We start from the raw sequence: 23,041 nt of genomic DNA on the forward strand, positions 1-23,041 counted from the left end.
TAAAAGTGATATTTAGGGATTCATTAGCTTTAAGTCTAAAACCAAGCACATTCATTTGGTATCGTTGTAGTAAATTGAGGGCATGGATTGTTTTACCTACCCATTTTTTTGGTGACGAATTTACAATTTAAGTGCAACAACAATAATAAAATAAAAAAAAGATCCATAGTTTTCCTATAAAATAGATGTACCAACCAACTATTAGAAGGAGAAAGCTATGAATCCATACACACATCTTACCATGAATGAGCGAGAAACAATATTCCTAATGTATGAACAAGGCGAAACTATCGGGTTAATAGTTCGATTAAAAATGTTGACGTGGTTTAAATCTCTTACTTCGTGATAGAAGAAAAGTAGTACGACTAAAATCGTCGTTGTTTTTATCCCACCCGCAGTACCTCCAGGAGAACCGCCAATCAGCATTTGAATAAGATAAAGCATCGCTGATCCAGAATAGATCTGGGTATAATCGTTGCTTTAAATACATCATGATTAAACCAAGAATTGTTACTAAACTCAATCCACCAATCTGCATGAAAATCATCCCGATGATCTGCCCAAAGGCCGTATAAGTTTCAGTCAAGGGAACACTCATCAACCACTCACACAAACGAAAGAAATTGCCGTAAATAAATGATCGAAGAGTGTTGCTTCAGATGTTGGTAAGTTAGAAATAGGTAATGCAAAAAGAAAGGTAGCTAGTAATATCAAGCTAATAAAACTCGCAATGATTTTTTGAATACCGGTCATACGGCTAATCAAAAGGAACACGATGAACCACTCCTCAATGTGACTTATAATTCATTATAAAAGAATGACCAGATGATTGCACTTTTTACCTGATATAAAAGTGTGTTATGTTAGACATAGCTCAAAAAAGAACAACTGACAACATCTTAAAAAGGGGATCCATATCAAGATGAAGACGACAATCATAGCCGTAGGAAAAGTAAAAGAAAAATACCTCCTTCAAGGTATTGATGAATATGCGAAACGGATGGGGAATTACACACAATTTGATATTATAGAAGTAGCTGATGAACCTACGCCAGATCATGCGAGTGATAAGGTTAACCAGCAAATCAAAGAAAAAGAAGGCGAACGGATCCTGGCAAAGTTACCAAAAGAAGCTTTGGTCTATGCCTTAGCGATTGAAGGAAAACTGTACACCTCAGAACAACTGGCGCGTGAAATTAAGGACCATCTGACCTATGGAACAAGCCATATCGTATTCATTATTGGTGGGTCATTAGGATTAAGCCCAGCTGTCTTGCAACAAGCTGATAAAAAACTATCCTTTGGACGCCTAACCTTGCCTCATCAGTTGATGCGATTAGTGTTGACAGAGCAAATTTATAGAACTTGTCGTATCAACGCAGGACATGCGTATCATAAATGATGATAAAATTGAAAACAATTTACAGACAAATGTTAGCGAGACCTTTACGAATCTAACTTTTTTGTCTTCCGGTTAGGAGCAGACAAGATAGTTGCCTGGAACACAAAATTAACGTCATGTTTAGTAACAAAACTAAACAGAAAAAGTGAAATGGATCGACATGAGGGGGGTAACATGGCCTTTGATTATGAACTGGATTTCGCTAAGATAAACTTCCGGGACCAGCCTGAATTGTATCGAGTGGGCCGAGGAGAACAAGGGGTGCTTCTGGTAGAACCTTATAAAAGCGAGATACTACCACATTGGCGTTTTAAGACTCCAGAAATTGCTAAAGTGTCTTCTGACAAAATCTACCAGCTGTTTTTGGATTACCAGGCAGCCGGTGATTTTGCGGGTATGGATATGAGTCGGAAGTTTCTTCAAATGGGCTACACTAGATCTAGACGTTACGCCAATTACAAAGGTGGTCGCAAATATGATGAAAATGGCGACATAAAAGAAAGAATAATAGACGAAGAAAAAGCAAAGTCAGCTACCATTTTTGAAGAGAAGTGGAAAATTCTGAGGGAAAATGAAGCGTATTTAAAGTTGAAGAAAGAACATCAGAAAAAGTACGGCTGAAAAGAAGTCATTCCTAAGGAGCGAGTGGTATAATAGAGAAAATAATTCTATCAAAGGAGGGGTTATAGAACATGGTCAAGGCATTTGGCTTATTTTTTGAAGATAAACGTATTTGGCTTATTCTAGGAGGGAGCGTGCTCTTTTCTTTCATTTTAGCGATTGGTGTTATCTTGCTCGACACCAGAATGATAAATGTGGTGGACTATTTCCCGACTGTTTTTCTAACGAGCGTCAATCTGGCCAAATCAATCTTGAGCCTGCTAGCGGGTTCCCTTTTTTCAGTGGCAACCTTCACGTTTGGGACGATGTTATCGGTCATTTCGTTCTACTCATCTAATTTCAGTCCCCGGACTGTTGAGAATTTTCTCTTACAGAAAACATCTATGCAAACTTTGGGGATTTTTCTTGGTGGTTTTATTTATTGTCTTTCCTCTTTGTTTTTTATGCGCAATTCAGAAGATGAATATTTGGTTGTTTCGGCCTCCATTGCCTTATTGTACGCCCTTGCCTGCGTTTTTTATTTTACGAAGTTCGTTTATAATGTGGCAATATCCGTACAATTGAACCATCTTGTGACTAAATTGTACAAGGAGGCCGAGTCAGTTGCGGATGAAACGATTGAATACTTTCAAGAAATGCCTTTGTTGGATCATCTTCCTCAAATAGACACGCTACACATCTTCACAGTAAAGGCTAACGAGAGTGGTTATGTTGAATATATTAATTTTAATCGACTAGTTGAACTGAGCAAGGAATTCAAAGGCACCATAGTGCTACATCTAAGAATAGGAGAGTTTATTTCCGCAAATCAGCCGCTAGTCGATTTATACACTAACCGAAAAGTTAAAGATGAATCACAGCTCCAAGCGGCAATAAACCGCACCCTAACTTATGAAGAAAAACCTTCTTCTATGTACGATCCAAATTTTGCTCGAGCTAAATTGATTGAAGTAGCTCTGAGGGCGGTTTCGCCAGGCATAAATGATCCTAATACCGCCATTTATATCTTAAACTACAAGGCTTTGTTGGATTCAAAATTTGCCAGTATACCAGGAAGGTTTGTGGTAATGGGCGAAGACACTGATGAGACATTTTCTTCGGGAGGTAACGTGATTTATGATTTCAATAATTTTCCAAAAGACTTATATGAAAGTTATTGGCAATTAATTCACTATATGAAGCAAGATATTTCTGGAGTGGTGGCACTGTTTGACTCTTTGTTGACAGTTGCTTATTCTGCACATCCTAAGAAGCTAAACTATATTAAGGATTACAGTAATTATCTGTTTAATCTAACGAGTCCCAATTTTACGGAAAGACTAGATATTCAAAATATCGAGGAACGCCAACAACGTATTCTAGGGATTAACCATCCTGAGCTAGAGGAATGAGCTTGAAACTGAAAACTATCTGTGTTATTTTTCGCTGAAAGGTTTATAATATTCTCTTTAGTTCAAAACACAAAGAATGCCGGTTTAGTTCAGTTGGTAGAGCATAGCACTCGTAACGCGGGGGCCGTAGGTTCGATCCCTATAGCCGGTATCACATTAATTTAGAAAGTACATCAAGGTTTAACCCCTGAGATGTACTTTTTTTCTGGCTAATATTTCCCAAAACCAAACCGTCACACATCCGTCGGTAAACTTGCTGGAAAAGAAGGTGTCGCATTATAATGGAACATGCGTATCATAAGTAGATGATATTATAGTTTAGGGCATCAAAAGTAATTAGAAAAGGGGATAGTTATGAGTGACTTAGAATATTATGATGATAAAGTTCGTAAACTGAAGGATAAATTATATTATTATCACCATCTGAGTTCATTAAATAAGCGAGACAAATTAGACTTAAATTTAATACCAGAATCTTTGTTATATTTTTCAGCTAATAATAAACCTATTGATGCTTTAACTTTCTACACTTCGTCCTTAACTTCGGAAATAGCTTTAGCTAGCGACACCAATGTCGATTATGAAGTGTTGGTTCAATTAAATAATTTGTCATATGCAAAGAAATTAAAATTAAAAGTAAGAATTGACGAAGATGAAGATTTTTGGGATAGATTATTAAATAGAAGCTACTCTACTTATAGATTAGATTTCAATAGAAACTCAGAAAGCAAGTTCAACCCTACCTTACTTAGTGTTTTTCAAAGCTCGTATGAAAATACAGAAATAATGAAGATTTTGTTTTGGATAACACAGGGCCTTATAGATGAGCCATTGATTCAAAATTTTAGTCGTTATGAAGATAACAGAGGAAATATTAAAAAAGGTGTAGTTATAAATGATATTAGAGATAAACTAAAAAAGAAAGCATCTTTGGCAGAATTTACTAAAATTGTCGAAAATGCTTATTATAGTGAGTTACGCCATCTAGGAGCACATACGAATGCCAAGTTTGATGACGATAACCAAACTATAATTAATATAGACAAAGGATCAGTAGCAATGACATACCATGATGCGATCGAAAGCTTCTATTCATTGCAACAACTACAAAACCATCTAAAAATGTTCGCTAATATTTTGTGTGTAGACGATAATAAAATCATTAATGAAGGAATTATGAGTCTAGGCGCACTGAAACTGGTTGATAAAGAAAATATATTAGCTCTTTTTCAGTTAAAGCCATTTTATGTAAATGATTTACATAATAATATCTTAAAAGAAATTACGATTAAAGTTACAGATAATCAATATGTTTTTGATGCTGAAAAAGAATTAATTCGGGTCGATAAAAAAGACGAAATAGATGACCTAATTAATAATGGAAAGAATTTAAAGCAAATTCTGATCGTTTCACTTACGCCTGATATTTTTATAGAAAATTCAAACTATCCTCAATTATCTAACGAATATGGAGATTTCATTTGTGAGGATTATTATATAGTAGAGAACGTAAACATTATAAAAATTTGTGATTAATAATGAATTCTATAGTCGAAGAAATCATAAAAGTCTAAAAACCGCAGTTGCCAATGATATGATCACGCATATCATAAGTGATTGGCATTCCCAAAAACTACAGACTGCTACTGAACGATATTACTCGCCATAACTAAGGGCATAGTGGTCTAGTAAGTCCAATGGGCCAATGGTGACTGGGATACGGTAGTAATGCCAGAGGACTTTTTGAATGCGGTCTGCGTTTTCTTCCCCAACGTCTGAAATAGCAATCGCCCATCTACTACCTCCAACTCGTTGTAGGGGCTCTTCGGGAATGATTTGTTTAAAAATAGCATCAACCACGGTATCTAGTGGGAGTCTGAATTTGATGAATAATGCTTCACTTTGATCTGGTGTGTCATAATTTTTTCGGTAGATGACTTTGCCATCTTTTAAAAAGAAGACTTTGTTGGCGTACTGTTCCAGATTTTCCAATAGATGTGATGCAATGATGATCAATTTACCCTCAGCTCTTTTTTTAACAAGTAGAGTGGAAAGAAGTGATACGTTGTCAGGATCTAGTCCATTCATCACTTCATCCATCAGCATAATAGGTGTATTTGCTATGATCTGCATGGCAAAACCAAGGCGTTGTCGCATCCCTAAAGAATACCCGCCAACCTTTTGTGAGACATAATCCTCCATCTGTAAGGCAGCAACGACCTCATCAATCGGGAGGCTCGTTTTTGACCAAATGTGATGATATAGTTTGAGATGATCCAATCCACTCAAGTGATTATAGAGATCATGTTGGCTAGGCATCATTGTAATCATCTCATGTATCTTAGCCGTTTTCTGAGGCGAGGTATATTGTAGTCCTTCCTTAAAAATCACCTGACCTTCATCAGGTTTGATATAATTCATCATAATACTCATCAAAGTAGATTTCCCAGTTCCATTAGGGGCAACTAGCCCAATAATTTCACCGGGTTTAAAGCTTTCCGATAGATGGTCTAGTACGACCTTTTTTCCAAAGGTAATAGAGATATTTACTAGTTCGATCATTTACTTTCCTCCTTGAATCCTTGAACAAAAACCAGACTTTCATTAAAAAACGAACGGCTAAAACCACACACTAACGAAATTGCATCACAAGTGGTTTAGTCCGTCGTGTCAGTAACCAAACGACAAAGAGTAATAACAGATTAGTCAAACTAATCACTACTAATCCCTTCCAAGCACTCAATAGGTCAGTAGACACGAGGTAGTTCGTCGCACCTGTGATAATATTAGCTGGGTCGACATAAGATAGCGGGCTGTAGGCATATATTGGTTTGAGGACAGTCCCATTAATGAAGTAAGTTCGTGAGGCGAATAGTAAGATACCACTCAAAAGTATCAGAAATTCGGACTTAAACACTAGACTGATTACGAAAGAAAGGAGTATGAGTAAAAACAACCAAGAAAGCCAATAGAGTGCGATATAAGTAAAGAATCGTCCTAATGAGATAGTGTCATAAACCCCAAAACCGCTAGGGCCATAACTATAAGCCATTATTTTGAAGGCTAATGAGCCAAATCCTTTTTGAAAACCGATGATCAGAAAGGCTGGAATCATAAGCACCCATAATGTCGTTGCTCCAATCACAATCGTTATCCCTTTAGCAAAAAGTTGCTTCAAGGACGTCAAAGGGAATCCGCCTAAAACTGTCTTGTGGGTACGATCTCGTAGAACGGTATCAGCTGATAACACTAGGACGATCAGCAATAAGAAGACAAGTAATCCTGAGGATAATAGGCGTTGCAAGGTTTGAAGAGCAGTTCGCTCTTCTAATATCTCAGGCGTGATCGTCATGTCAAGGTTGGTGTAGCCTTCATAACGTTTCGCTGTTTGAATATAGGCAAAAAAGCCTTCCTTGTCGGAAAAGATATTCCCTCCAGTATAGTACTCTGGTTTATAAGGACCCATGGTATTGGTGTTGTACCATTCGGCGGTTGCTACAGCATAACTGCGATAGTCTTTAGCCGCTAAGGCATCTAGCCTTTTTCTGTCGATGATGCTTTGTTTCTTCACTTGAGGAAGATTGCTTAAAGCTTGCATGTATGTAGCATCAGTATTCGATTCGATTCGCTCAATGAACGCCACACTATCATTATATCGTGCTTCTATTTCGGCAGGATCAATCCGCTCAACAGGAGCATAAGATGGTGCAATCCGCAAAGCGTAAAAGAGTGTTACGAGAAGGAAAACAATATAAATGACACTATTTTTAGGATTCGTAAACCATTGTTTTAAGTCCCATTTCAAATAACTCATGCGTTACCTCCTACAGTGTCTCTTGTAGCTCGAGAGTGATGGGTATGACTTTTGATGAGGTATGTCAATGCAATCAATCCAATAGTGAGAACACCATAACAGAGAACCGCTAAAAAGCCCTGCGGTAGATAAAGTGGCTGGCGACTCGTTTCGGACACTTGCCCCACTAATAAGGAGACGGGATCTATGATGTTTGTAGGACCATACGGTAATAAATAGTTGATTTGTGGTAGAAAATAACCCACTAGACCAACCGACAGACTGCCTAAAATCGTGATGTAGCGGTTTTTTGTCACAAGGTTCAATAGAACGCTTAATAACACCACAACTAGTGTCAGAACTGCTAGATAAGAAAAAATGAAAAGCATGACTTGCCAGAGTGGCCTAGTAGAGATGCCTTGACCTGTGGTGATCGCAACAGGGTCAACAAAACTACGGTAACCAAATGCCAGACTAGTCATAAACAATAGTCCTAAGAGAAAGAGTAACAGTCCCCAAAAATAGGTTACGTTGAAGATAACTTTAGCTAATAGGAGCTTTGTTTTGGAGAAAGGATAGCCATTGATGAGCGTCAGGTGTGATCGGTCGTTCAATAATAGGTCACTACTGATCAATACCACAATGATGAACCAGAGAGGAGAAAAGAAAGACAAGAACCACCACACAAAGTGACCGGCGTTTTTTGCGAAGGTAGCAAAAGAATTGCTCTTGTCTTCTAAGGCAACTAGTGTTTTTAAGGTAAGATCATTTTCTCGCTTTGAGGGAAGAACTACTAAGACGTTATCATTATCTTCCATACTATAGGCTTTATCTCTCAACTGAGCTAGCTGTAGAATTCCCTTATAATACACATCAGGGGATTCTACAATGATTCCTAGACGTGCCGTCTCAATCATTCGACTTTGTAAGACGATATTCTCATACAATGGTGTGACTTGTTCAGTGTCACTTAATGAGATACGTTGAAACTGTGTCAAAGTTGAACGAACAATCGTCTGTTGGCGGTCCATCTCTTGCTCAAGATCATCAAGCGTACTGAACTTATAAAAAAATAAACAACCAATAGCAATCAACATAATAGCAAAGAAGCCTATCTTATAGTCTATTTTCTTACGGTTGATCCACCATTCGCTTTTGATAAGTGTTTTCATACAATACCTCTCAGTTCTGAAATTATGTCAAGCATACCATAACTGATAGTTAGAAGGTTGAGAAAAACTTGTCAAGAAATCTTACCAAAAACGGTTATCAAAAAAAGGTATCAAAAGGTGTGATGGAGACAGTAGCAGAAGAGGGGGATAAAAAAGAGACTGTAACAGGAATGTGTTACAGTCTCGATAAGGTTAAGAATCATGAATAGCAAGTGCTGGCATGGATGCTGTTAAATAATTGGTGGCAAAGTCCGAATCCATCAAATAAGTCTTGATCAATTTTTTGGGTAGTAATAGAGGCATACGATCATGGATAGGCGAAACAGAATCATTTGCGGCAGTTGTTAAGATGATGCTACGTTCTCCAATAGTAAAGTAGCGGTAAAAGCCACAGACAAAAACGGGATTTTGACTTAGGGTGAATAAGAATTTACTCTTTTGCCTATTCCATTCGTAAAAACCAGTCATGGGGAAAACGCAGCGGGTTTCTTTAAAAGCATGTTTGAAAAAACGCTTATGATTGACCGACTCGCTACGAGCATTGATAATCAACTGGGAACCCTTAAATCCTGGGAACCCCCAAGGCATGCCTGAGACAGCGACTTTTTGGTCCTGTGCCACGATAACAGCTGTGGTATCACTGGGAAACACTTCGCCTGTCTTGACATTTTTGCCAGCAGCCAGTGCCAATTCGTAGATGCGTTTTAAACTAGCGATTTCTTGTGGGGTAAATAAATAGCGGCCACACATATTTTCCCTCCTAACGCATGAGCCAGCGAAGAGAGCTACGAGTGTTTGATTACTTTCCTAGAAGTAGTCGTCCTCTGAGAAGGTCGTTTTTTCATAATTTCCCTTGTCGCCATAGTATTTGTTGTACCGTTGTTTGAATTTCCGGAAAATGAAGATCACAATCAGTTTGACAATCGTATAGATTGGTATCCCGAAGATCACACCAACTAGCCCCATTAAATCCCCCATTACGAGTAAAACAACCAAAATTGTGATGGGATGTATTTGTAATCGATTCCCCATTACCCGTGGGACAACAAGGTCTCCATGAATGATTTGAATAGCGAACCAGGCAATTAAAAACTTGATCACCATACCGTTTGAAACTTGGAAGGCTACAAATAGACCAGGTAAGAAGGCAACAAAGGATCCAATATAAGGTACAATGCTAAATATTCCTGCAAAAACGGCGATAATGGCAGAGAATTCTAAGCCTATGAGTAAGAAGACTGGCCAATACATCACACCTAACAGTAACGATGCAATAATCTGACCTTTCAAATAAGCCCCAATTTGTTGGTTAGCGATTTTCGCTCCTTCGCTGAAATCGCCACGCCAAGTCGGCGGAATAATCGTTAAGATAGAGTGATAGAATTTTTTGGGATCATTCAATAGGAAAAAGGCAATGATTGGACCAGTAAATAGCGTGATCACAGACGTTGAAACAGCTGAGAACACTGACCCGATACCGCTGATGCCGTGTTGCAAAAAATCACCTGAAAAATCTGAAAATTCCTGAACGGCCTTATTGATAGCATCATTGATTTGGTCAAGATTTGAGGCAATAGGTGTGTCGTTAAAGAAATCTACGATTGTTTTTTGGAAATTCGTATACAGATTAGGAAGTTCATTATAAAGATCGATAGCTTGGTTTTGGATAACCGGTACGAGGCTAACGATTCCTAATACTAATAGGATCCCGATGACAATATACAACCCAATTACACCATAGATGCGCTTGATTTTCTTGGTTTCTAACCAACTCACAACGGGGTTCATGATGTAATAAAGAATCAGTGCGAAAACCATTGGAGGCAGTATTGTCAAAACAATCGTCAAGAAAGGTTGAAAAATAAAATTAACAGTGTTGAAGATGAGAATCAATAGGGCGAGTAAGCAGCCCACCACTAGAGTGAACAAGGTGTTATAACCACCTAAAAACTTGATCCATCTTGTCTGTGTCCCTTTGTCCATGACAAATTCCTCCTTGCAGTACTTGTTTGCAGTATTTTTTTATAGAGTGCATTTTATATGCTATAAGTATAGCATTTTTAGTGGCTGTTGCCCTTATCAGACGGCTTAGGGGCTGGTGTAAACAGTGTTAAGTAATGAGAGTACCACTGTAAAGAAACGGGTAAAGTGGGGCCTTTATCACCATCGATACGAACGGCTATCTCACGTGTGTCTTCATTGATAAGGTCTAAGGTTTGTGTGTCAAAGAAGGTATTCGCACGTGATTGATTCAACCTCCCGGTCAACGCAAAGTAGATATAAGAGAACCACTTTGAAAGCCTCATATTATGTAGAATCGTGACGTGAAAAGCATCTCTGTTTTCTTCAAGATAGGTGTGCCCACCAACGGTTTTATTCGTCGTGACAACAGCAATCCACGTTTTTAAGGATAGCGTTTCGTTGTCGGTCTTGAAGCTGATAAGGTGTGACTTTTGTCTTCCGATGCTTTTGATAGCCTTGTAGGGATAAACCAGTAAGCCATATTTTCGTTTTTCACTTTGTCTGACTTCGTTTGAGATATCAGCCAAACGACCAACAAGTAAAGAACTGATAATAGCTCTGACCAATCCGTCATTGTCCGTCAATTCACCGATCCCAGCTGTCGTCGTGTGATCTCCTAAAATGGTTGCTATGGCCTCGTCTTCATCCAAAGGAATTCCCCAACTTCTAGCAAAGTTATTAATTGTTCCTCCTGGAATCACACCAATGGGAATAGTCTTCTTCGATTGTAGAAAAGCAGTTCCAGCAATGTTCAAAGACCCATCACCACCAATGACAATCAAGGCATCAAGACTGTCAATAGACTCTTTGATTTTTAGAAGAGCATCCTCAGCATCTTCTCCGGCAATCGAGACGGGAACAATCCCTTTTTCCTTGAGACGTTCCGCTGCTCGCTCCATGATATCCTGACTCTCTCCACTTCCAGAATTCGGATTAAAAAAGATGCCATATCTTACTAGATTAGTCATTACTCTTCACCTTTAAAATACTTCTTTTAACTGTTACGTTTTTTTGTTTTCGTGACTCGATTATACTATACTGAAATAGAAAAACATATGATAAGCAAATTCACAAATAAGGTATAAACAAATCATTTACGAGTCATTCTAACAGATAGTAATACCTCAAAAATAAAGTAAAGAACCAGAGAAAGGATCAGTGTTATGCAACCTATTTTTCTAGAACCAGTGTTTCAGTCCAAGATTTGGGGAGGTGAACGTCTCCATTCTGTGTTTGGGTTTGACTTGCCTAGTAATCAAATTGGGGAAGATTGGGCAATCTCAGCTCATCCACATGGTGTTTCAGTGGTTCAAAATGGCGAGTTCAAAGGAAAGAAGTTAAACGAGCTTTGGGAGCAGCATCAAGAGTTATTCAATCACTCCAAAGTAGCTAAGTTTCCACTCTTAATCAAAATTTTGGATGCCGAAGCCGATCTGTCGGTGCAAGTCCATCCGGATGATGCCTATGCCTTAGAACACGAAAATGAACGAGGAAAGACTGAGTGTTGGTATATTATCGATGCTGAACCGGGTGCCGAGATTATTTACGGACACACAGCAAAAACGCGAGAAGAATTAAAGGATATGATTGCTGCAAAGGAATGGGATAAACTATTCCGCAGAGTGCCAGTCAAAAAAGGAGATTTTTACTTTGTGCCTAGTGGGACAATCCATGCGATTGGCAAAGGGATTTTAATCCTTGAGACACAACAAAGTTCTGATACGACTTATCGTTTATACGACTACGATCGACGGGATAATGAAGGGAACCTTCGTGAGTTGCATTTGAAACAATCAATCGATGTCACGACAGTACCGGCTATAGATCCCAAAAATAACTTTGAGGTTGAAAAATTTGGATCATCGACAGTCACTAAGTTAGTTAGTAGTGCCTTTTTCTCGGTCAATAAGTGGGAAGTCATGACTGATTTGACGATCGGGTTAACAGCAGATTACACACTAGCCACAGTGGTTGAAGGATCCGGTAAGTTGACAGTAGGGGACCATACATACCCTCTAGCAGCTGGCAGTAGTTTTATACTACCTTATGGCATTAAAACGGTTGAAATCACAGGCAATTTGACACTTATCACTTCAAATTCTGAAGAATAATACGGGGGATTTATGACGATCAAAGCAATAGCAGTAGATATGGATGGTACTTTTTTAAACTCTCATCAAGATTACGACCGAGAGGGGTTTAAGCCGTTATTCAAGACCTTGAAGGAGAAGAACATACGCTTCATTGTGGCGAGCGGTAACCAATATGCGCAACTAAAATCCTTTTTCCCAGAGGATAATAAATCGATTGTTTTTGTGGCGGAAAACGGTGGGGTAGTTGTACTAGATGGGAAGCTTTCTGCAAAAAAGACATTTTCAAAACACCTATTAGAAGTAATCATCACGTTCTTACATGAAAAATACGGGGAGACGACCGTTATCTTATGTGGGCCTGAGACTGCCTATATTCAATCCTCAGCACCTGATTATGCGCGGGAATTTGCAGATAGGCATTACTACGCCTTAGAACGTGTTGACGCCTTAAAAGACCACATCAATGAACCAATCGTCAAGGTAGCTCTAGTATTGCCGGATGAAATGGTGGACGAGGTGAAAACCAATATTGCAAAGGTATTTGCCGAAGATGCATTGACTGCAGTAACGAGTGGCTTTGGTTGTATCGATTTGATCATTCCAAGACAACATAAGGGATCAAGTATCGAAGCTCTTTTAAAAGATTGGGATGTTCATTCTGACGAATTAATGGCATTTGGTGACAGTGAAAACGATTTGGAAATGTTAAAATTGGCAAAATATAGCTATGCTATGGCTAATGGAAGCGAAAAAGTTAAAAAAGCTGCTCGTTTTGAGGCACCATCTAACGATGACAATGGGGTTTTTAAAACGATTGAGCAATTTCTTAAGTGACGACGAGTTTTTAACCAAAGACGAGTGTTTAACTGAAGAAGTAATTTTCAGCTTTCAACACGTTTAGTGATCATAAACAAGAGGGAGAAGGAAATGACGATATGTCGTCACATCCTTCTCCCTTCTTTATGTTACTGGTGAATCATGTTCATTAATGAAATCAAGCGTTCTTTTCGATCAAGTCTACGAAGGCATCAACGATAGATTGGAAGAATTTAACAGTACCTTCTTCCTTGATTGACCGATCTTCATTTAAGAGTTGATCAACATGTGCCAGGTAAGCTTCTGGTTGTTGCAGTGTCAAAACATTTAAGAAAACTAATGATTGACGTAAATGATGGTTGGCACCGAAACCACTGATAGCGCCAGGAGATAGGCTGACGATAGCCCCTACTTTTTTATCCCAAATGCTTTGCCCATATGGACGAGAACCAACGTCCAATGCATTTTTCAATGCGCCTGGGACAGAACGGTTATATTCTGGAGTGACAAATAAAAAGGCATCAACGTCTTTCGCTGCTGCACGGAATGCTGTCCAACTTTCAGGAACATTACCTTCTGTATCAAGATCTTCGTTATAAAGAGGTAGCTCGCTAATGTCTAAGAAGATAGGGTTGTAACCGTCTGGGAATAATTTAGAAAATTCCTTTGCAATGCTTTTACTGTATGAAGATTGACGTAAACTTCCAACTAAAATACCAACATTTTTTGTCATAATAGTGATTCTCCTTTTAGGTTTATTGAGACGACCAAACGATTTGAGCGATACTCAAAGCCTTTAGCAGTGTCATGATTATTCTCGCTTACTTTTGGTAAGTTATAACTATATGATAGTCAACTTGAATAAAAAATGCAACTATTTGATCTCGAATGAGATTTTTTGTAAGGTTTTATATAAATTTTTGCTCAAAGACTCGTCTGTAGTGCTATCTACATTAGTCATTTGGTATACTATAGGCGACATGTTAAGGAGTGATCGAATGGGGTTAGCGACATTAGCTTATTTAAAGGATGGCGACAGCTATCTGATGCTTCATCGAACCAAGAAAAAGCATGATGTGAATCATAATAAATGGATCGGTGTGGGCGGAAAATTGGAATACGGCGAAAGTCCTGCTGAGTGCTTGAAACGGGAAGTGCTTGAGGAAACGGGACAGCACCTCTCTTCTTACCAGTATCGTGGGATTATTACCTTTATCTTTGCGGACCATGATCCCGATTATCTATTTCTCTATACAGGTACGTTGGAGGAAACAGATCTAAGAGACTGTAATGAGGGTGTATTGAAGTGGGTGACACAGGATGAACTATTTGATTTAGAGCTTTGGGATGGCGACCGCCTGTTTCTTGATCCGCTAATTCACACAGAGAAGATGATTGATCTCAAGCTAGTCTATGATGAAAATAGTCACCTAGTTGCAAAAGAATCCTATTGACGAAAAGAGGATGTTCTTATGAAAAAATCTAAGATTTTTGTAGTGACAGTAGGTGCAGTTGGTCTCGTTGCTGCGGTTCATTATGCACGCAATAAGCAAGTTAAGCGTTATAATTACCACCGCTTGAGTGTGGCATCAACCTTGAGTAAGCAACTGAAAGGGTATGAGGTGCAACGTTTAAGCTTTATCGAGCAAATCGTTAAAAATCAATCTATCGATACGATTCAATACTTGAGACATGAAGATGTTTTCACCTATGAAGAGTTGACAGCCATGTATTTATATCGAATCAGTCGAATGGATCAATGTGATAATGGGACGAATGCCATTATTAGTGTGGCAGAGGATGCTCTTGCTTCCGCTAAAATAGCCGATGACTCGTATGACCATACCCAAGGTGGCATATACGGCTTACCGATCGTGGTCAATGACAATATTGAAACCAAAAATATTGCAACCAGTGCAGGGACTGTCTTATTGAAGTATTATCGCCCTAAGAAGGATGCAGCAGTTGTTGAAAAGCTTATAGAAAAAGGCGCTATTATTCTTGCAAAAGCTAATTTAACAGAGTTAGCAGGAGCTGTCGATGATGCATTACCAGCAGGCTATTCAAGCGTTAAGGGACAAACACTCAATCCATTAAACAAAAGTTGGTCAGTAGGTGGTACGAGTGCCGGATCTGCGGTTGCAGTGGCAGCCGATTTAGCAGTCGGCGCAATTGGGACAGGAACAAATGGGGGAGTCCTGAAGCCAAGTGTTGCTATGTCAGTAGTTGGCTTTACACCGTCAGTAACGGACAAGAGCGATAGAGTTGGAGACGGACTAATTCCGCTGAATCGTCATTTAGATACTATCGGCGTGATTGGCCGCTCGGTGCTCGATGTGACCGAACTTTATAACAATTTGGTCGATACTGATGCGCAAAAAGTGGGAATCACTAGTCAGAAGGATCAACTGGTAGGGAAACAGGTTGGTGTCTATACAAAAGGTGATGAGGTCGGTCTCAACTATGTTAGAACTAGGTTAGCTGAATTAGGAGCTCGTTGGAAAAATATGGATAACTTGCCACAGTTCAGCCAATCGCTCGATCAAGTGTTACTAACGGAATTTAAAGCGTCTCTAAAAAATTATTTTGAGAAATTGTCTGTCCCACACTTGACAGGTCTTGAAGATTTGATTGCCTATAATCTTCAAAAACCAAAACAACGAGTGCGTTTTGGCCAAAGTAAACTAGTCAAAGCCTTTCAAGTTAAGCCAAATACTGTTGGTCAAAAAGTGTCACTTGAAATAATTCAAGAGGCAATTGCCCAATTCTTCAATGCGAAAAGGATTGATTACCTTGTTTTTATGGATGATGTGTTGACCGCTCAACTAGGGTTAGCGGGGCTTCCGACCTTAACTATCCCTATGGGGAGACGTGCGGATGGCAAACCGCATAGTCTCTCAATTGTGGCTCCCATTGGTAAGGACAGAGCATTACTGAATATGGGATATACGTTAGCTAAAACGATTCAAAAAAGAGTTCTTGTAACCAGTCAAAAGTAATAAGGGAGATATTGAGGTCATATGACAACATTTGTAGGATATCCAAACTGTAGTACTAGTAAACGCATCGAAAAAGAAGTGACAGCTAAAGGCATACCATTTGAGTACAGAAATATCAAAACAGAAAACCCAACGGTAGCTGAACTCAAGCAGTGGCGAAAACTCTCTGGACTTCCTTTAAAACGCTTCTTCAATACCAGTGGAACGGTCTATCGTGAGCTAGGTCTTAAAGATAAATTAAAACAAATGAGTGAAGAAGAACAATATCAGTTGTTAGCAACTAATGGGATGCTCGTTAAAAGGCCTATCTTGGTGATGACGGATAAAGTCTTTGTAGGCAACGACATCGAAAAAATGTTATAAGGAGAATCAGTATGGCAGTCAAATGGTGGCACCGTTTAAAAATCTATCAAGTTTACCCTAAAAGTTTCAAAGATAGTAACCAAGATGGTGCAGGAGATATAGAAGGCATTATTAACAAGATAGACTACTTTGAAAAATTGGGGATTAATATGATCTGGCTCAACCCAATCTATATGTCTCCTCAAATTGATAACGGCTATGATGTAGCAGATTATTATCGGATTGATCCTAGTTTTGGCACGATGGCAGATGTGGAACGATTGTTGTCGGAAGCTCATGCCCATGGAATCAAAGTCATTTTTGACTTTGTGGTTAATCATACGTCGGATCAGCATCCGTGGTTTCAAGAAGCAATCACGGATCTAAACAGTCCTTATCGCGACTTTTATGTATTTAAAGCAGGGAAAGAGAATGGGACGCTGCCGCCTAATAATTGGCAGTCCTTTTTTGGGGGCTCAACCTGGGAAAAAGAACCAAATGGGGATTTATACTATTTCCACCTCTTTGATAAGCACATGCCTGATTTAAATTGGGCTAACCCAGATGTTCGTTACGAGATGACAAAAATCGCCAAGTTTTGGCTAGCGAAGGGTCTTGATGGTTTCCGAGTCGATGCCTTCATCCATATCGATAAGACAGCAGGTTATCCTGATCTTGACCACCTTGCTCCTGGAGAAATTGGGATAGCTGAGGAGCATTATTCTAATAAACCTCGTGTCAATCAGTATATGAAAGAGTGGCGTGATGCTATACGAGAAGATTATCCTGATGCTTTTGTTATCGGAGAAGCTAGCTCAGCACATCCAGGATTAGCTAATTGGTACTGTGATCCTGACTATGGTGGTTGCGATGCCGTCATCACTTTTCGCTATTTCTTTGAACGTGGAGAAATGAAGGATCACCGACTTGATTGGGGGTTCCAAGAAGGCGAATGGGATATTGAAGGGTTTAAAAATGCCATGGTCGAGTGGCAAAGCGCTATGGCTGAAAATGGTGGCCCAGTTCTATATTTGAGTAACCATGATATGGCAAGAGCCTTGACACGATTTGGCACGACTAACACTGCTAATCGGTCCCAGTGTGCGAAAATGTTGGGGGCCGCCATGTATCTGCAAAAAGGCATCCCATTAATTTATTATGGTGAAGAGATAGGCATGCAAAATCTGCAATTTGATAGTATTTCTGATTTTCCGGCAGCAGATGTTCATTCTTTTGTGGCAAGGTCACATGAGTTGGGCTATGCGGATTGGAAAATTATTTCAAACTTGAATCAAACGCATAAATTAGCGGCCAGAGGATTGATGCAATGGACGGATGAGGCGCCTAACGTAGGCTTCACGTCTGCCAATCAATCAACTTGGATCAGGGCTAATGCTGAGAACGGTTTCAATGTTGCGGACCAATTAAAAGAAGAGGAATCGATTTTCTATTTTTATCAAAAGCTACTCGACTTAAAGAAAGAAAATTTATTTTTATATGGCTATTGGGAATTAGTGGCAAGCGAAACAGAGACCTATGTGTATGAACGACGATGGGATAACGAGCGAGCTTTCGTCCTGTGCAACCTTAGCGGGCAGAACAAAAACGTTTATGTAGAGGTCTCGCCTAGTTGGAAAGTCGTCATCGAAAACGATAATAATACGGTAGAAAATGGCAAGGTTTCATTGGCACCATACGGCGTAATCGTCTTAAAAAATAGGTAAATACTTTCAGGTGTAACTATCAGGTGGAAAAGGAAACAACAATTGGAACCGTAGCTTGCGGTGGGCATTTACACCGTACAATCCAAGGAGGGTTTGATTATGTCAATCCAAGTGAATGATAATAAAACAATGAACGGCGAACACACAGAAAGTCAAAAAACTAAAAAATATACGCCAGTTGTATCCTCAAAATTAAGGTCACGAATGATTTCTGTCCCAGAATCGATCAGCGAAGCCTCAGGTATTATTATTTTGGGACGCCGCATCAACTCTCTTATTTTTACAACAGATGTCGCAATTATCAAAAATAATAATGCCCAATCAGTGATTGCAGTTTATCCATTTACACCACAATTGGCGATTAACCATGCAATTTTGGAAGCAGCATCGGTTCCTGTTTTTGTTGGCGTTGGCGGTGGTCTCACAAACGGGCCACGATCTGCTCAAATTGCTTTACAAGCAGAATTGATGGGTGCTTATGGGGTTGTCGTTAACGCCCCAACTGATTTAGAAACTATTGCTGAAATCAAAAAAGTAGTTGATGTACCAATTATTTCAACAGTAGTAGATGAAAGAGCTAATTATTTGGAAAAAATCGAAGCTGGTGTTTCTATCCTAAATGTTTCTGGTGCCAAGAAAACAGCAGAGATTGTCAGTTCAATCCGTAAAAAAGTGGGCCCAGAGTTTCCGATTATTGCAACCGGTGGTCCAACAGATGACACGATTAGAGCAGCTATCAAAGCTGGAGCCAATGCTATCACTTATACACCACCACGTGCAGCCGATATCTTCAGTGAAATCATGGACAAATATCGTCAAAATAATTAACGAAAATGAGGTAATGAGATGTCAGATCCAATCATGATCCCAAACGATCGTAATGAGGATGTTGTGTCACTATTCAATTATGCTTTTGCGCGACCATATAGTGGCAATAAGTTAGTAGATTTTCGGGAAATGTTGACGATTGTGCAAAATATTGGGGAATATGACAATGACCAATTGATGGGACAATTATCGATTATTCCCTTTCACTTGAATTTATATGGTGAGATTATTCCGGCTTCTGGTGTCGGGTTTGTAGCTGTTTATCCCGAATACCGTCAACGTGGTGTCATGAAGCGGGTTATCCCCACTGCATTAGAACAGATGCATCAGAATGGCCAGCTCGTTTCCTTCTTAGAGCCCTTTTCTCAAGGCTACTACCGCCATTTTGGCTGGGAATTAGCCTTTGATACACTCCATTACGAGTTACGTGCTCCTTATAACGAAATCAAGGGGAACGTCAATAGTGAAATTACTGGTGAGCGAGAACTCTATCACGTCAAACGTCAAAAATTTAGCGAACTGATGATAGAGAGCGACGCTAGTCAGTTAGATCCAAAACCCCAAAATGGTGTGACATTTGAACAGCTGATTAGCTATTTTAACCAAGAAGTTGCTAAAGACCATGGGAGATTAAAACGGGAAAAATTCTGGTGGGAACGGTTGATGAGAAGACAACCAAATGACTTCATAGCCTTTGCGCTTGACGATAATGATGATATTAAAGGCTTTTGTGTTTACGGACGAGAAGAAACGACCTTTACGATTACTGAATACCATGCGAGCTCAGTCGTAGCAGATGAAACCTTATGGCGGTTCTTGCATAGCCATCGCTCAAATGTGTTCACTATTAAGGGAACAGTGAAACCATCACAAAAAGTAGGCCATTATCTGAATGATCCACAAGTGACTTACCAATTGACAACACCATTCATGGGGAGAATTGTCTCTGTTGCAGACTTTTTGACCGTCTTTTTAAAAATACATCCGGTGAAAGAAGAGATAGTCTTACCCATAGAAGACCGTTTTGCTCCGTGGAATACAGGGGTGTATCGATTGGGAAATAATTATGTGGTTAAACACGATGAGTTAACACAAGGGACTGCAACAAATAGCACAATAACCCCCACAGCTAGTGTTCAATTGCCAAAACTATCGATAAACGAATTGAGTGGTTTACTACTGGGCCACCAGTCAATCGACCAGTGGCTCTTTGAACATAGTGATTTTTTATCGTTAAACCAACAGGCAATATTGCGTGAATGGCTAGCGGATATACAACCGCTTTATTTTACAGAACATTTTTAAGTTTTAGGGTTGGCATTTCATCTCATTTAGAGTAAAATGGTTCTCGTAGCATATTTTGATGTTACGAGATTTGGGCTGTTAGCTCAGTTGGTAGAGCAGCTGACTCTTAATCAGCGGGTCGTGGGTTCGAACCCCTCACAGCCCATTATATTTTTTGTATGTAGTCTTAGAAACCTTGTTGTTAAGCCAGTCTTAACGAGTTTCTAAGACTGTTTTTTATTTTTGTTCTGTAAATTGTTCTGTTCTAGTCAAGAAGCGATCCTCTTAGTTTGCACACTGAGTTGTTGCTGACAAACAATTGTGAAATAATCGAAAAACCTTCAGAGGTTTTTTTAGACTGCGGTTATGTCGAAGGAAGAGTTTACTGAAGAATTCTCAAAAAAAAACACCTACCTAGTAACTTTTTAGGTAAGCATTCTCAGACTTTGGTCGGATATTACAAATTTCATATAGTTTATGATTGATACAGATTGTCAACTCCGATAGAATGAATTGTGACAGGGAAACCTGATCACCAACACTGGCCGCATCTTCTTTGCCTTAGATGCGGTCTTTTTGTGCGGTATTAGACCGTCAACCTTTTCTTTTGTGGGGCATACCAGTGTCTGTAGTCTTTGTCAGGGTCAAATTGGTAGAAAGGTAAGCCGTCGACGATAACACGGTCAAAGAGATAGACATGACCGTAGTCTTTTTTATATAACTTAAACACGAACCAGGCATCTTTGTGATTGGCACTATACTTTTTGGGGAGCTTGAAAGCAGGGACGCCGGTTTTTTCCATGGTTTCAACGAATGTAGATTGGATATAAGCTAAAGGTCTTGGGTAACGACTGAGTGCAAAGTAAAACTTTTCAAAGGCATCTGTTTGTGGTTTGTGGTAGGCAATTTGTGCGACAGTCATCTGCTAGTCCTCCTCTGTTAAGATTGTCTAATATCGTCTAAAAATAAAGAATCTTAACTAGAGTATACGAACAAATGTTCTATTTGTAAAACAAATTAGGCTAAAGCATTTAAATTTTGGTGCTTTAGAGTCGATAATAACTTTTTAGCGGAAATGACATCAGCTTGTTCTTCAAAATTTGTTGCTCGAGTGAACACATGCGAATCACCACGGAATAAGTAGTCGATGTAATGTTTTGCGCCCTTAACAAACTCGAAAATAGCCAAGACATCAAAGTCACCAAATTGTTTGATATCTTGCTCCAACTCTTTCACTAAAAAAGGTTCTGATCCTACTGTATTGTCTATCTCATTATATACCGTATTGTTTGCTCTTTTAGGTGTCTTAGTGTGTTCAGTTGTCATTTCAGCCACGTTCCTTTCTTGATGTTTGATACAATCATAGGAGAAAAATGTGAATATTTTATGCCTAACCACTTTAGATTTGATTAAAAGAAGAGTTGATTAAAATAAAAATAAGAGACATCTATAAGGTACATCTATAAGAGACATCTATAAGAGACAACTAGAGGAGTATGGCTCTCCCATGGGAAATCTTGTAAACTTTATAACATAGAGTGGATAGAGTGAGCAGAATGAATAGAGAGAAGGGGACATCTGTTATGAAGAAAAAAATGCTAGTCATAGTGTCCGCTGTTATTTGTGCGGTGGCATTAGCAGGTTGTCAAGATATCAAAATATGGTTTGTAGGCTTTGAAGAAAACTTTAAAGGCTTGGATATGGTCGTTCAAACTTATGATGAAGAAAGTCAGATGATTGATCAAATCGCAGGGAAGTCTGTCAAGATAGAACGTGATACAACATTTGATAGCTCGGATGGTGATTCGACTGAAAAGGGTGATGTCATTCAGATCACAGTGGGTGGCAATGAAATGCACCATGTCGGATCTTCCATGATCGTTGCTGAAACTGGACTAGAAAATGTGTATGAAGAATATGCGGAGACCGTTGATATTAAGAACCAAGATCGTAGCGTTCCGGTCATCAACACGATGGTGAATGATTTCAAAAATAGTTTTACAGGGAAACAGAAAGTCTTGTTGATCAGAAGCCAAAATGGCACACCACTAGCTACCTATTCTGGGGATAAAGTGTCGATGTATAGCACTGATGTGCCTAAAAGTACGGGATTTTTGATTGATGGTCAGTATTTATTTGTTTATCGATGTGACTATACCATTTACGACTTAGCGTTATTAGAATAAACGTTTAGTTGAACTTACTAGTGTCTAGACTCCCTTCAGAAGTGTGCTGAAACAACTTTAAAGCCGATAGAGATAAGAGTATGATGTCATCCTTTAAGAAAAGTTGACATCATACTTATTGCGTACTATTATCGATTTGTTTCCTAATTGACGGAATTAGCGCAGCTTGGTAGCGCGCTTGCTTCGGGAGCAAGAGGTCATGGGTTCAAATCCCGTATTCCGTATAGAATATGTTGATATATCGCCGCTGAACGGATAGATGAACGGATATGAGTTGAGTGAAATAAAGGATGGAATTTACAGTAACTACATGCTATAATTGAGTCAACAAGTTAATATAGACTAGGTTGGGCCAAGGCTTTCAAGGA

General features: G+C 39.2%; 23 protein-coding genes, 2 tRNA genes and 1 pseudogene. 15 read left to right on the forward strand and 11 right to left on the reverse strand.

The annotated features are described in order from the left end of the window. Positions 1–291: 291 nt before the first annotated feature. Both H541_RS13830 and H541_RS13225 read right to left on the reverse strand, forming a co-directional pair. A pseudogene (locus tag H541_RS13830) lies at positions 292–444 on the reverse strand (potassium transporter TrkG); the annotation flags it as partial. Positions 445–597: 153 nt separating this feature from the next. Further along, complete coding sequence (locus tag H541_RS13225) at positions 598–774, reverse strand: hypothetical protein (RefSeq protein WP_022796601.1); 177 nt, start codon at positions 772–774, stop codon at positions 598–600. A 148-nt stretch (positions 775–922) separates the two neighbouring features. On the opposite strand from H541_RS13225, the gene rlmH reads away from it, so the two are divergent. The 4 genes from rlmH to H541_RS0106950 all read left to right on the forward strand — a co-directional run bounded on the left by rlmH (position 923) and on the right by H541_RS0106950 (position 4,950). Continuing rightward, complete coding sequence (gene rlmH / locus H541_RS0106930; RefSeq protein WP_022796602.1) at positions 923–1,402, forward strand: 23S rRNA (pseudouridine(1915)-N(3))-methyltransferase RlmH; 480 nt, start codon at positions 923–925, stop codon at positions 1,400–1,402. Between the two features lie 174 nt (positions 1,403–1,576). Then, a complete protein-coding gene (locus H541_RS0106935; protein ID WP_022796603.1) occupies positions 1,577–2,023 on the forward strand; it encodes a DUF4385 domain-containing protein in 447 nt (148 codons plus the stop codon). Between the two features lie 71 nt (positions 2,024–2,094). Continuing rightward, positions 2,095–3,414, forward strand: a complete 1,320-nt coding sequence (locus H541_RS0106940; RefSeq protein ID WP_022796604.1) for a DUF2254 domain-containing protein — start codon at positions 2,095–2,097, stop codon at positions 3,412–3,414. Positions 3,415–3,768: 354 nt separating this feature from the next. Continuing rightward, on the forward strand, positions 3,769–4,950 hold the full coding sequence (locus H541_RS0106950; protein WP_022796605.1) for a hypothetical protein: 1,182 nt from the start codon (positions 3,769–3,771) through the stop codon (positions 4,948–4,950). Positions 4,951–5,070: 120 nt separating this feature from the next. On the opposite strand, the gene H541_RS0106955 is transcribed toward H541_RS0106950, so the two are convergent. The 6 genes from H541_RS0106955 to H541_RS0106985 form a co-directional block, all read right to left on the reverse strand. Beyond that, positions 5,071–5,976 (reverse strand): ABC transporter ATP-binding protein, encoded by a 906-nt coding sequence (locus H541_RS0106955; protein WP_026501702.1) that lies wholly within the window; start codon positions 5,974–5,976, stop codon positions 5,071–5,073. A 70-nt stretch (positions 5,977–6,046) separates the two neighbouring features. Continuing rightward, the gene (locus H541_RS0106960) at positions 6,047–7,228 is read right to left on the reverse strand and encodes a hypothetical protein (protein ID WP_022796606.1); all 1,182 of its coding nucleotides are present in this window, start codon (positions 7,226–7,228) and stop codon (positions 6,047–6,049) included. After that, positions 7,225–8,379, reverse strand: a complete 1,155-nt coding sequence (locus H541_RS0106965; protein ID WP_022796607.1) for a hypothetical protein — start codon at positions 8,377–8,379, stop codon at positions 7,225–7,227. The genes H541_RS0106960 and H541_RS0106965 overlap by 4 nt, the downstream gene beginning before the upstream one ends. Before the next feature lie 192 nt (positions 8,380–8,571). Beyond that, a complete protein-coding gene (locus tag H541_RS0106975) occupies positions 8,572–9,129 on the reverse strand; it encodes an SOS response-associated peptidase (protein WP_022796609.1) in 558 nt (185 codons plus the stop codon). A 57-nt stretch (positions 9,130–9,186) separates the two neighbouring features. After that, positions 9,187–10,362 (reverse strand): AI-2E family transporter, encoded by a 1,176-nt coding sequence (locus H541_RS0106980; RefSeq protein WP_022796610.1) that lies wholly within the window; start codon positions 10,360–10,362, stop codon positions 9,187–9,189. A 77-nt stretch (positions 10,363–10,439) separates the two neighbouring features. Beyond that, positions 10,440–11,369 carry a diacylglycerol/lipid kinase family protein gene (locus H541_RS0106985; RefSeq protein WP_022796611.1) on the reverse strand — a complete coding sequence of 310 codons (930 nt, stop codon included), beginning with the start codon at positions 11,367–11,369 and terminating at the stop codon, positions 10,440–10,442. Positions 11,370–11,564: 195 nt separating this feature from the next. Here H541_RS0106985 and manA point away from each other — a divergent pair, with 195 nt between their 5' ends. Both manA and H541_RS0106995 read left to right on the forward strand, forming a co-directional pair. Continuing rightward, positions 11,565–12,512 carry a mannose-6-phosphate isomerase, class I gene (manA, locus tag H541_RS0106990; RefSeq protein ID WP_022796612.1) on the forward strand — a complete coding sequence of 316 codons (948 nt, stop codon included), beginning with the start codon at positions 11,565–11,567 and terminating at the stop codon, positions 12,510–12,512. A gap of 12 nt (positions 12,513–12,524) precedes the next feature. Next, positions 12,525–13,328, forward strand: a complete 804-nt coding sequence (locus tag H541_RS0106995; protein ID WP_022796613.1) for a Cof-type HAD-IIB family hydrolase — start codon at positions 12,525–12,527, stop codon at positions 13,326–13,328. Between the two features lie 160 nt (positions 13,329–13,488). Here the strand turns inward: H541_RS0106995 and H541_RS0107000 are convergent, their stop codons facing one another. After that, on the reverse strand, positions 13,489–14,043 hold the full coding sequence (locus H541_RS0107000) for an NADPH-dependent FMN reductase (protein WP_022796614.1): 555 nt from the start codon (positions 14,041–14,043) through the stop codon (positions 13,489–13,491). 265 nt (positions 14,044–14,308) lie between these two features. Here H541_RS0107000 and H541_RS0107005 point away from each other — a divergent pair, with 265 nt between their 5' ends. The 7 genes from H541_RS0107005 (at position 14,309) to H541_RS0107035 (ending at position 20,653) form a co-directional block, all read left to right on the forward strand. Continuing rightward, a complete protein-coding gene (locus H541_RS0107005; protein WP_022796615.1) occupies positions 14,309–14,764 on the forward strand; it encodes an NUDIX hydrolase in 456 nt (151 codons plus the stop codon). A gap of 18 nt (positions 14,765–14,782) precedes the next feature. After that, positions 14,783–16,309, forward strand: coding sequence for an amidase family protein (locus H541_RS0107010; RefSeq protein ID WP_022796616.1), 1,527 nt, complete (start codon positions 14,783–14,785; stop codon positions 16,307–16,309). A gap of 21 nt (positions 16,310–16,330) precedes the next feature. Further along, a complete protein-coding gene (locus H541_RS0107015; protein WP_022796617.1) occupies positions 16,331–16,672 on the forward strand; it encodes a Spx/MgsR family RNA polymerase-binding regulatory protein in 342 nt (113 codons plus the stop codon). A gap of 11 nt (positions 16,673–16,683) precedes the next feature. Continuing rightward, positions 16,684–18,375: a glycoside hydrolase family 13 protein gene (locus tag H541_RS0107020; RefSeq protein WP_022796618.1), complete on the forward strand. Its 1,692-nt coding sequence runs from the start codon at positions 16,684–16,686 to the stop codon at positions 18,373–18,375. Between the two features lie 129 nt (positions 18,376–18,504). Continuing rightward, positions 18,505–19,203: a beta/alpha barrel domain-containing protein gene (locus tag H541_RS0107025; RefSeq protein ID WP_026501703.1), complete on the forward strand. Its 699-nt coding sequence runs from the start codon at positions 18,505–18,507 to the stop codon at positions 19,201–19,203. An 18-nt stretch (positions 19,204–19,221) separates the two neighbouring features. After that, positions 19,222–20,508, forward strand: a complete 1,287-nt coding sequence (locus H541_RS12805) for a GNAT family N-acetyltransferase (RefSeq protein WP_022796620.1) — start codon at positions 19,222–19,224, stop codon at positions 20,506–20,508. 72 nt (positions 20,509–20,580) lie between these two features. Next, positions 20,581–20,653 (forward strand) — tRNA-Lys (locus H541_RS0107035). A 420-nt stretch (positions 20,654–21,073) separates the two neighbouring features. Here the strand turns inward: H541_RS0107035 and H541_RS11900 are convergent. Both H541_RS11900 and H541_RS0107045 read right to left on the reverse strand, forming a co-directional pair. Further along, complete coding sequence (locus H541_RS11900; RefSeq protein ID WP_022796621.1) at positions 21,074–21,409, reverse strand: DUF5960 family protein; 336 nt, start codon at positions 21,407–21,409, stop codon at positions 21,074–21,076. Between the two features lie 95 nt (positions 21,410–21,504). Continuing rightward, on the reverse strand, positions 21,505–21,813 hold the full coding sequence (locus H541_RS0107045) for a hypothetical protein (protein WP_022796622.1): 309 nt from the start codon (positions 21,811–21,813) through the stop codon (positions 21,505–21,507). A 257-nt stretch (positions 21,814–22,070) separates the two neighbouring features. Between H541_RS0107045 and H541_RS0107050 the strand changes: the two genes are divergently transcribed. Together H541_RS0107050 and H541_RS0107055 are read left to right on the forward strand one after the other, a co-directional pair. Next, positions 22,071–22,673, forward strand: coding sequence for a DUF5052 family protein (locus H541_RS0107050; protein WP_026501704.1), 603 nt, complete (start codon positions 22,071–22,073; stop codon positions 22,671–22,673). Positions 22,674–22,823: 150 nt separating this feature from the next. Next, positions 22,824–22,897: transfer RNA gene (locus tag H541_RS0107055), tRNA-Pro, on the forward strand. Positions 22,898–23,041 lie beyond the last annotated feature (144 nt).

The sequence above is a fragment of the Bavariicoccus seileri WCC 4188 genome, from assembly GCF_000421665.1.
Taxonomy (GTDB): domain Bacteria; phylum Bacillota; class Bacilli; order Lactobacillales; family Aerococcaceae; genus Bavariicoccus; species Bavariicoccus seileri.

Excerpts from the sequence above, each read along its gene's own strand:
- rlmH (WP_022796602.1), top strand. The coding sequence starts at position 923 with ATGAAGACGACAATCATAGCCGTAGGAAAAGTAAAAGAAAAATACCTC.
- H541_RS0106935 (WP_022796603.1), top strand. The coding sequence starts at position 1,577 with ATGGCCTTTGATTATGAACTGGATTTCGCTAAGATAAACTTCCGGGAC.
- H541_RS0106940 (WP_022796604.1), top strand. The coding sequence starts at position 2,095 with ATGGTCAAGGCATTTGGCTTATTTTTTGAAGATAAACGTATTTGGCTT.
- H541_RS0106950 (WP_022796605.1), top strand. The coding sequence starts at position 3,769 with ATGAGTGACTTAGAATATTATGATGATAAAGTTCGTAAACTGAAGGAT.
- H541_RS0106955 (WP_026501702.1), bottom strand. The coding sequence starts at position 5,976 with ATGATCGAACTAGTAAATATCTCTATTACCTTTGGAAAAAAGGTCGTA.
- H541_RS0106960 (WP_022796606.1), bottom strand. The coding sequence starts at position 7,228 with ATGAGTTATTTGAAATGGGACTTAAAACAATGGTTTACGAATCCTAAA.
- H541_RS0106965 (WP_022796607.1), bottom strand. The coding sequence starts at position 8,379 with ATGAAAACACTTATCAAAAGCGAATGGTGGATCAACCGTAAGAAAATA.
- H541_RS0106975 (WP_022796609.1), bottom strand. The coding sequence starts at position 9,129 with ATGTGTGGCCGCTATTTATTTACCCCACAAGAAATCGCTAGTTTAAAA.
- H541_RS0106980 (WP_022796610.1), bottom strand. The coding sequence starts at position 10,362 with ATGGACAAAGGGACACAGACAAGATGGATCAAGTTTTTAGGTGGTTAT.
- H541_RS0106985 (WP_022796611.1), bottom strand. The coding sequence starts at position 11,369 with ATGACTAATCTAGTAAGATATGGCATCTTTTTTAATCCGAATTCTGGA.
- manA (WP_022796612.1), top strand. The coding sequence starts at position 11,565 with ATGCAACCTATTTTTCTAGAACCAGTGTTTCAGTCCAAGATTTGGGGA.
- H541_RS0106995 (WP_022796613.1), top strand. The coding sequence starts at position 12,525 with ATGACGATCAAAGCAATAGCAGTAGATATGGATGGTACTTTTTTAAAC.
- H541_RS0107000 (WP_022796614.1), bottom strand. The coding sequence starts at position 14,043 with ATGACAAAAAATGTTGGTATTTTAGTTGGAAGTTTACGTCAATCTTCA.
- H541_RS0107005 (WP_022796615.1), top strand. The coding sequence starts at position 14,309 with ATGGGGTTAGCGACATTAGCTTATTTAAAGGATGGCGACAGCTATCTG.
- H541_RS0107010 (WP_022796616.1), top strand. The coding sequence starts at position 14,783 with ATGAAAAAATCTAAGATTTTTGTAGTGACAGTAGGTGCAGTTGGTCTC.
- H541_RS0107015 (WP_022796617.1), top strand. The coding sequence starts at position 16,331 with ATGACAACATTTGTAGGATATCCAAACTGTAGTACTAGTAAACGCATC.
- H541_RS0107020 (WP_022796618.1), top strand. The coding sequence starts at position 16,684 with ATGGCAGTCAAATGGTGGCACCGTTTAAAAATCTATCAAGTTTACCCT.
- H541_RS0107025 (WP_026501703.1), top strand. The coding sequence starts at position 18,505 with ATGAACGGCGAACACACAGAAAGTCAAAAAACTAAAAAATATACGCCA.
- H541_RS12805 (WP_022796620.1), top strand. The coding sequence starts at position 19,222 with ATGTCAGATCCAATCATGATCCCAAACGATCGTAATGAGGATGTTGTG.
- H541_RS11900 (WP_022796621.1), bottom strand. The coding sequence starts at position 21,409 with ATGACTGTCGCACAAATTGCCTACCACAAACCACAAACAGATGCCTTT.
- H541_RS0107045 (WP_022796622.1), bottom strand. The coding sequence starts at position 21,813 with ATGACAACTGAACACACTAAGACACCTAAAAGAGCAAACAATACGGTA.
- H541_RS0107050 (WP_026501704.1), top strand. The coding sequence starts at position 22,071 with ATGAAGAAAAAAATGCTAGTCATAGTGTCCGCTGTTATTTGTGCGGTG.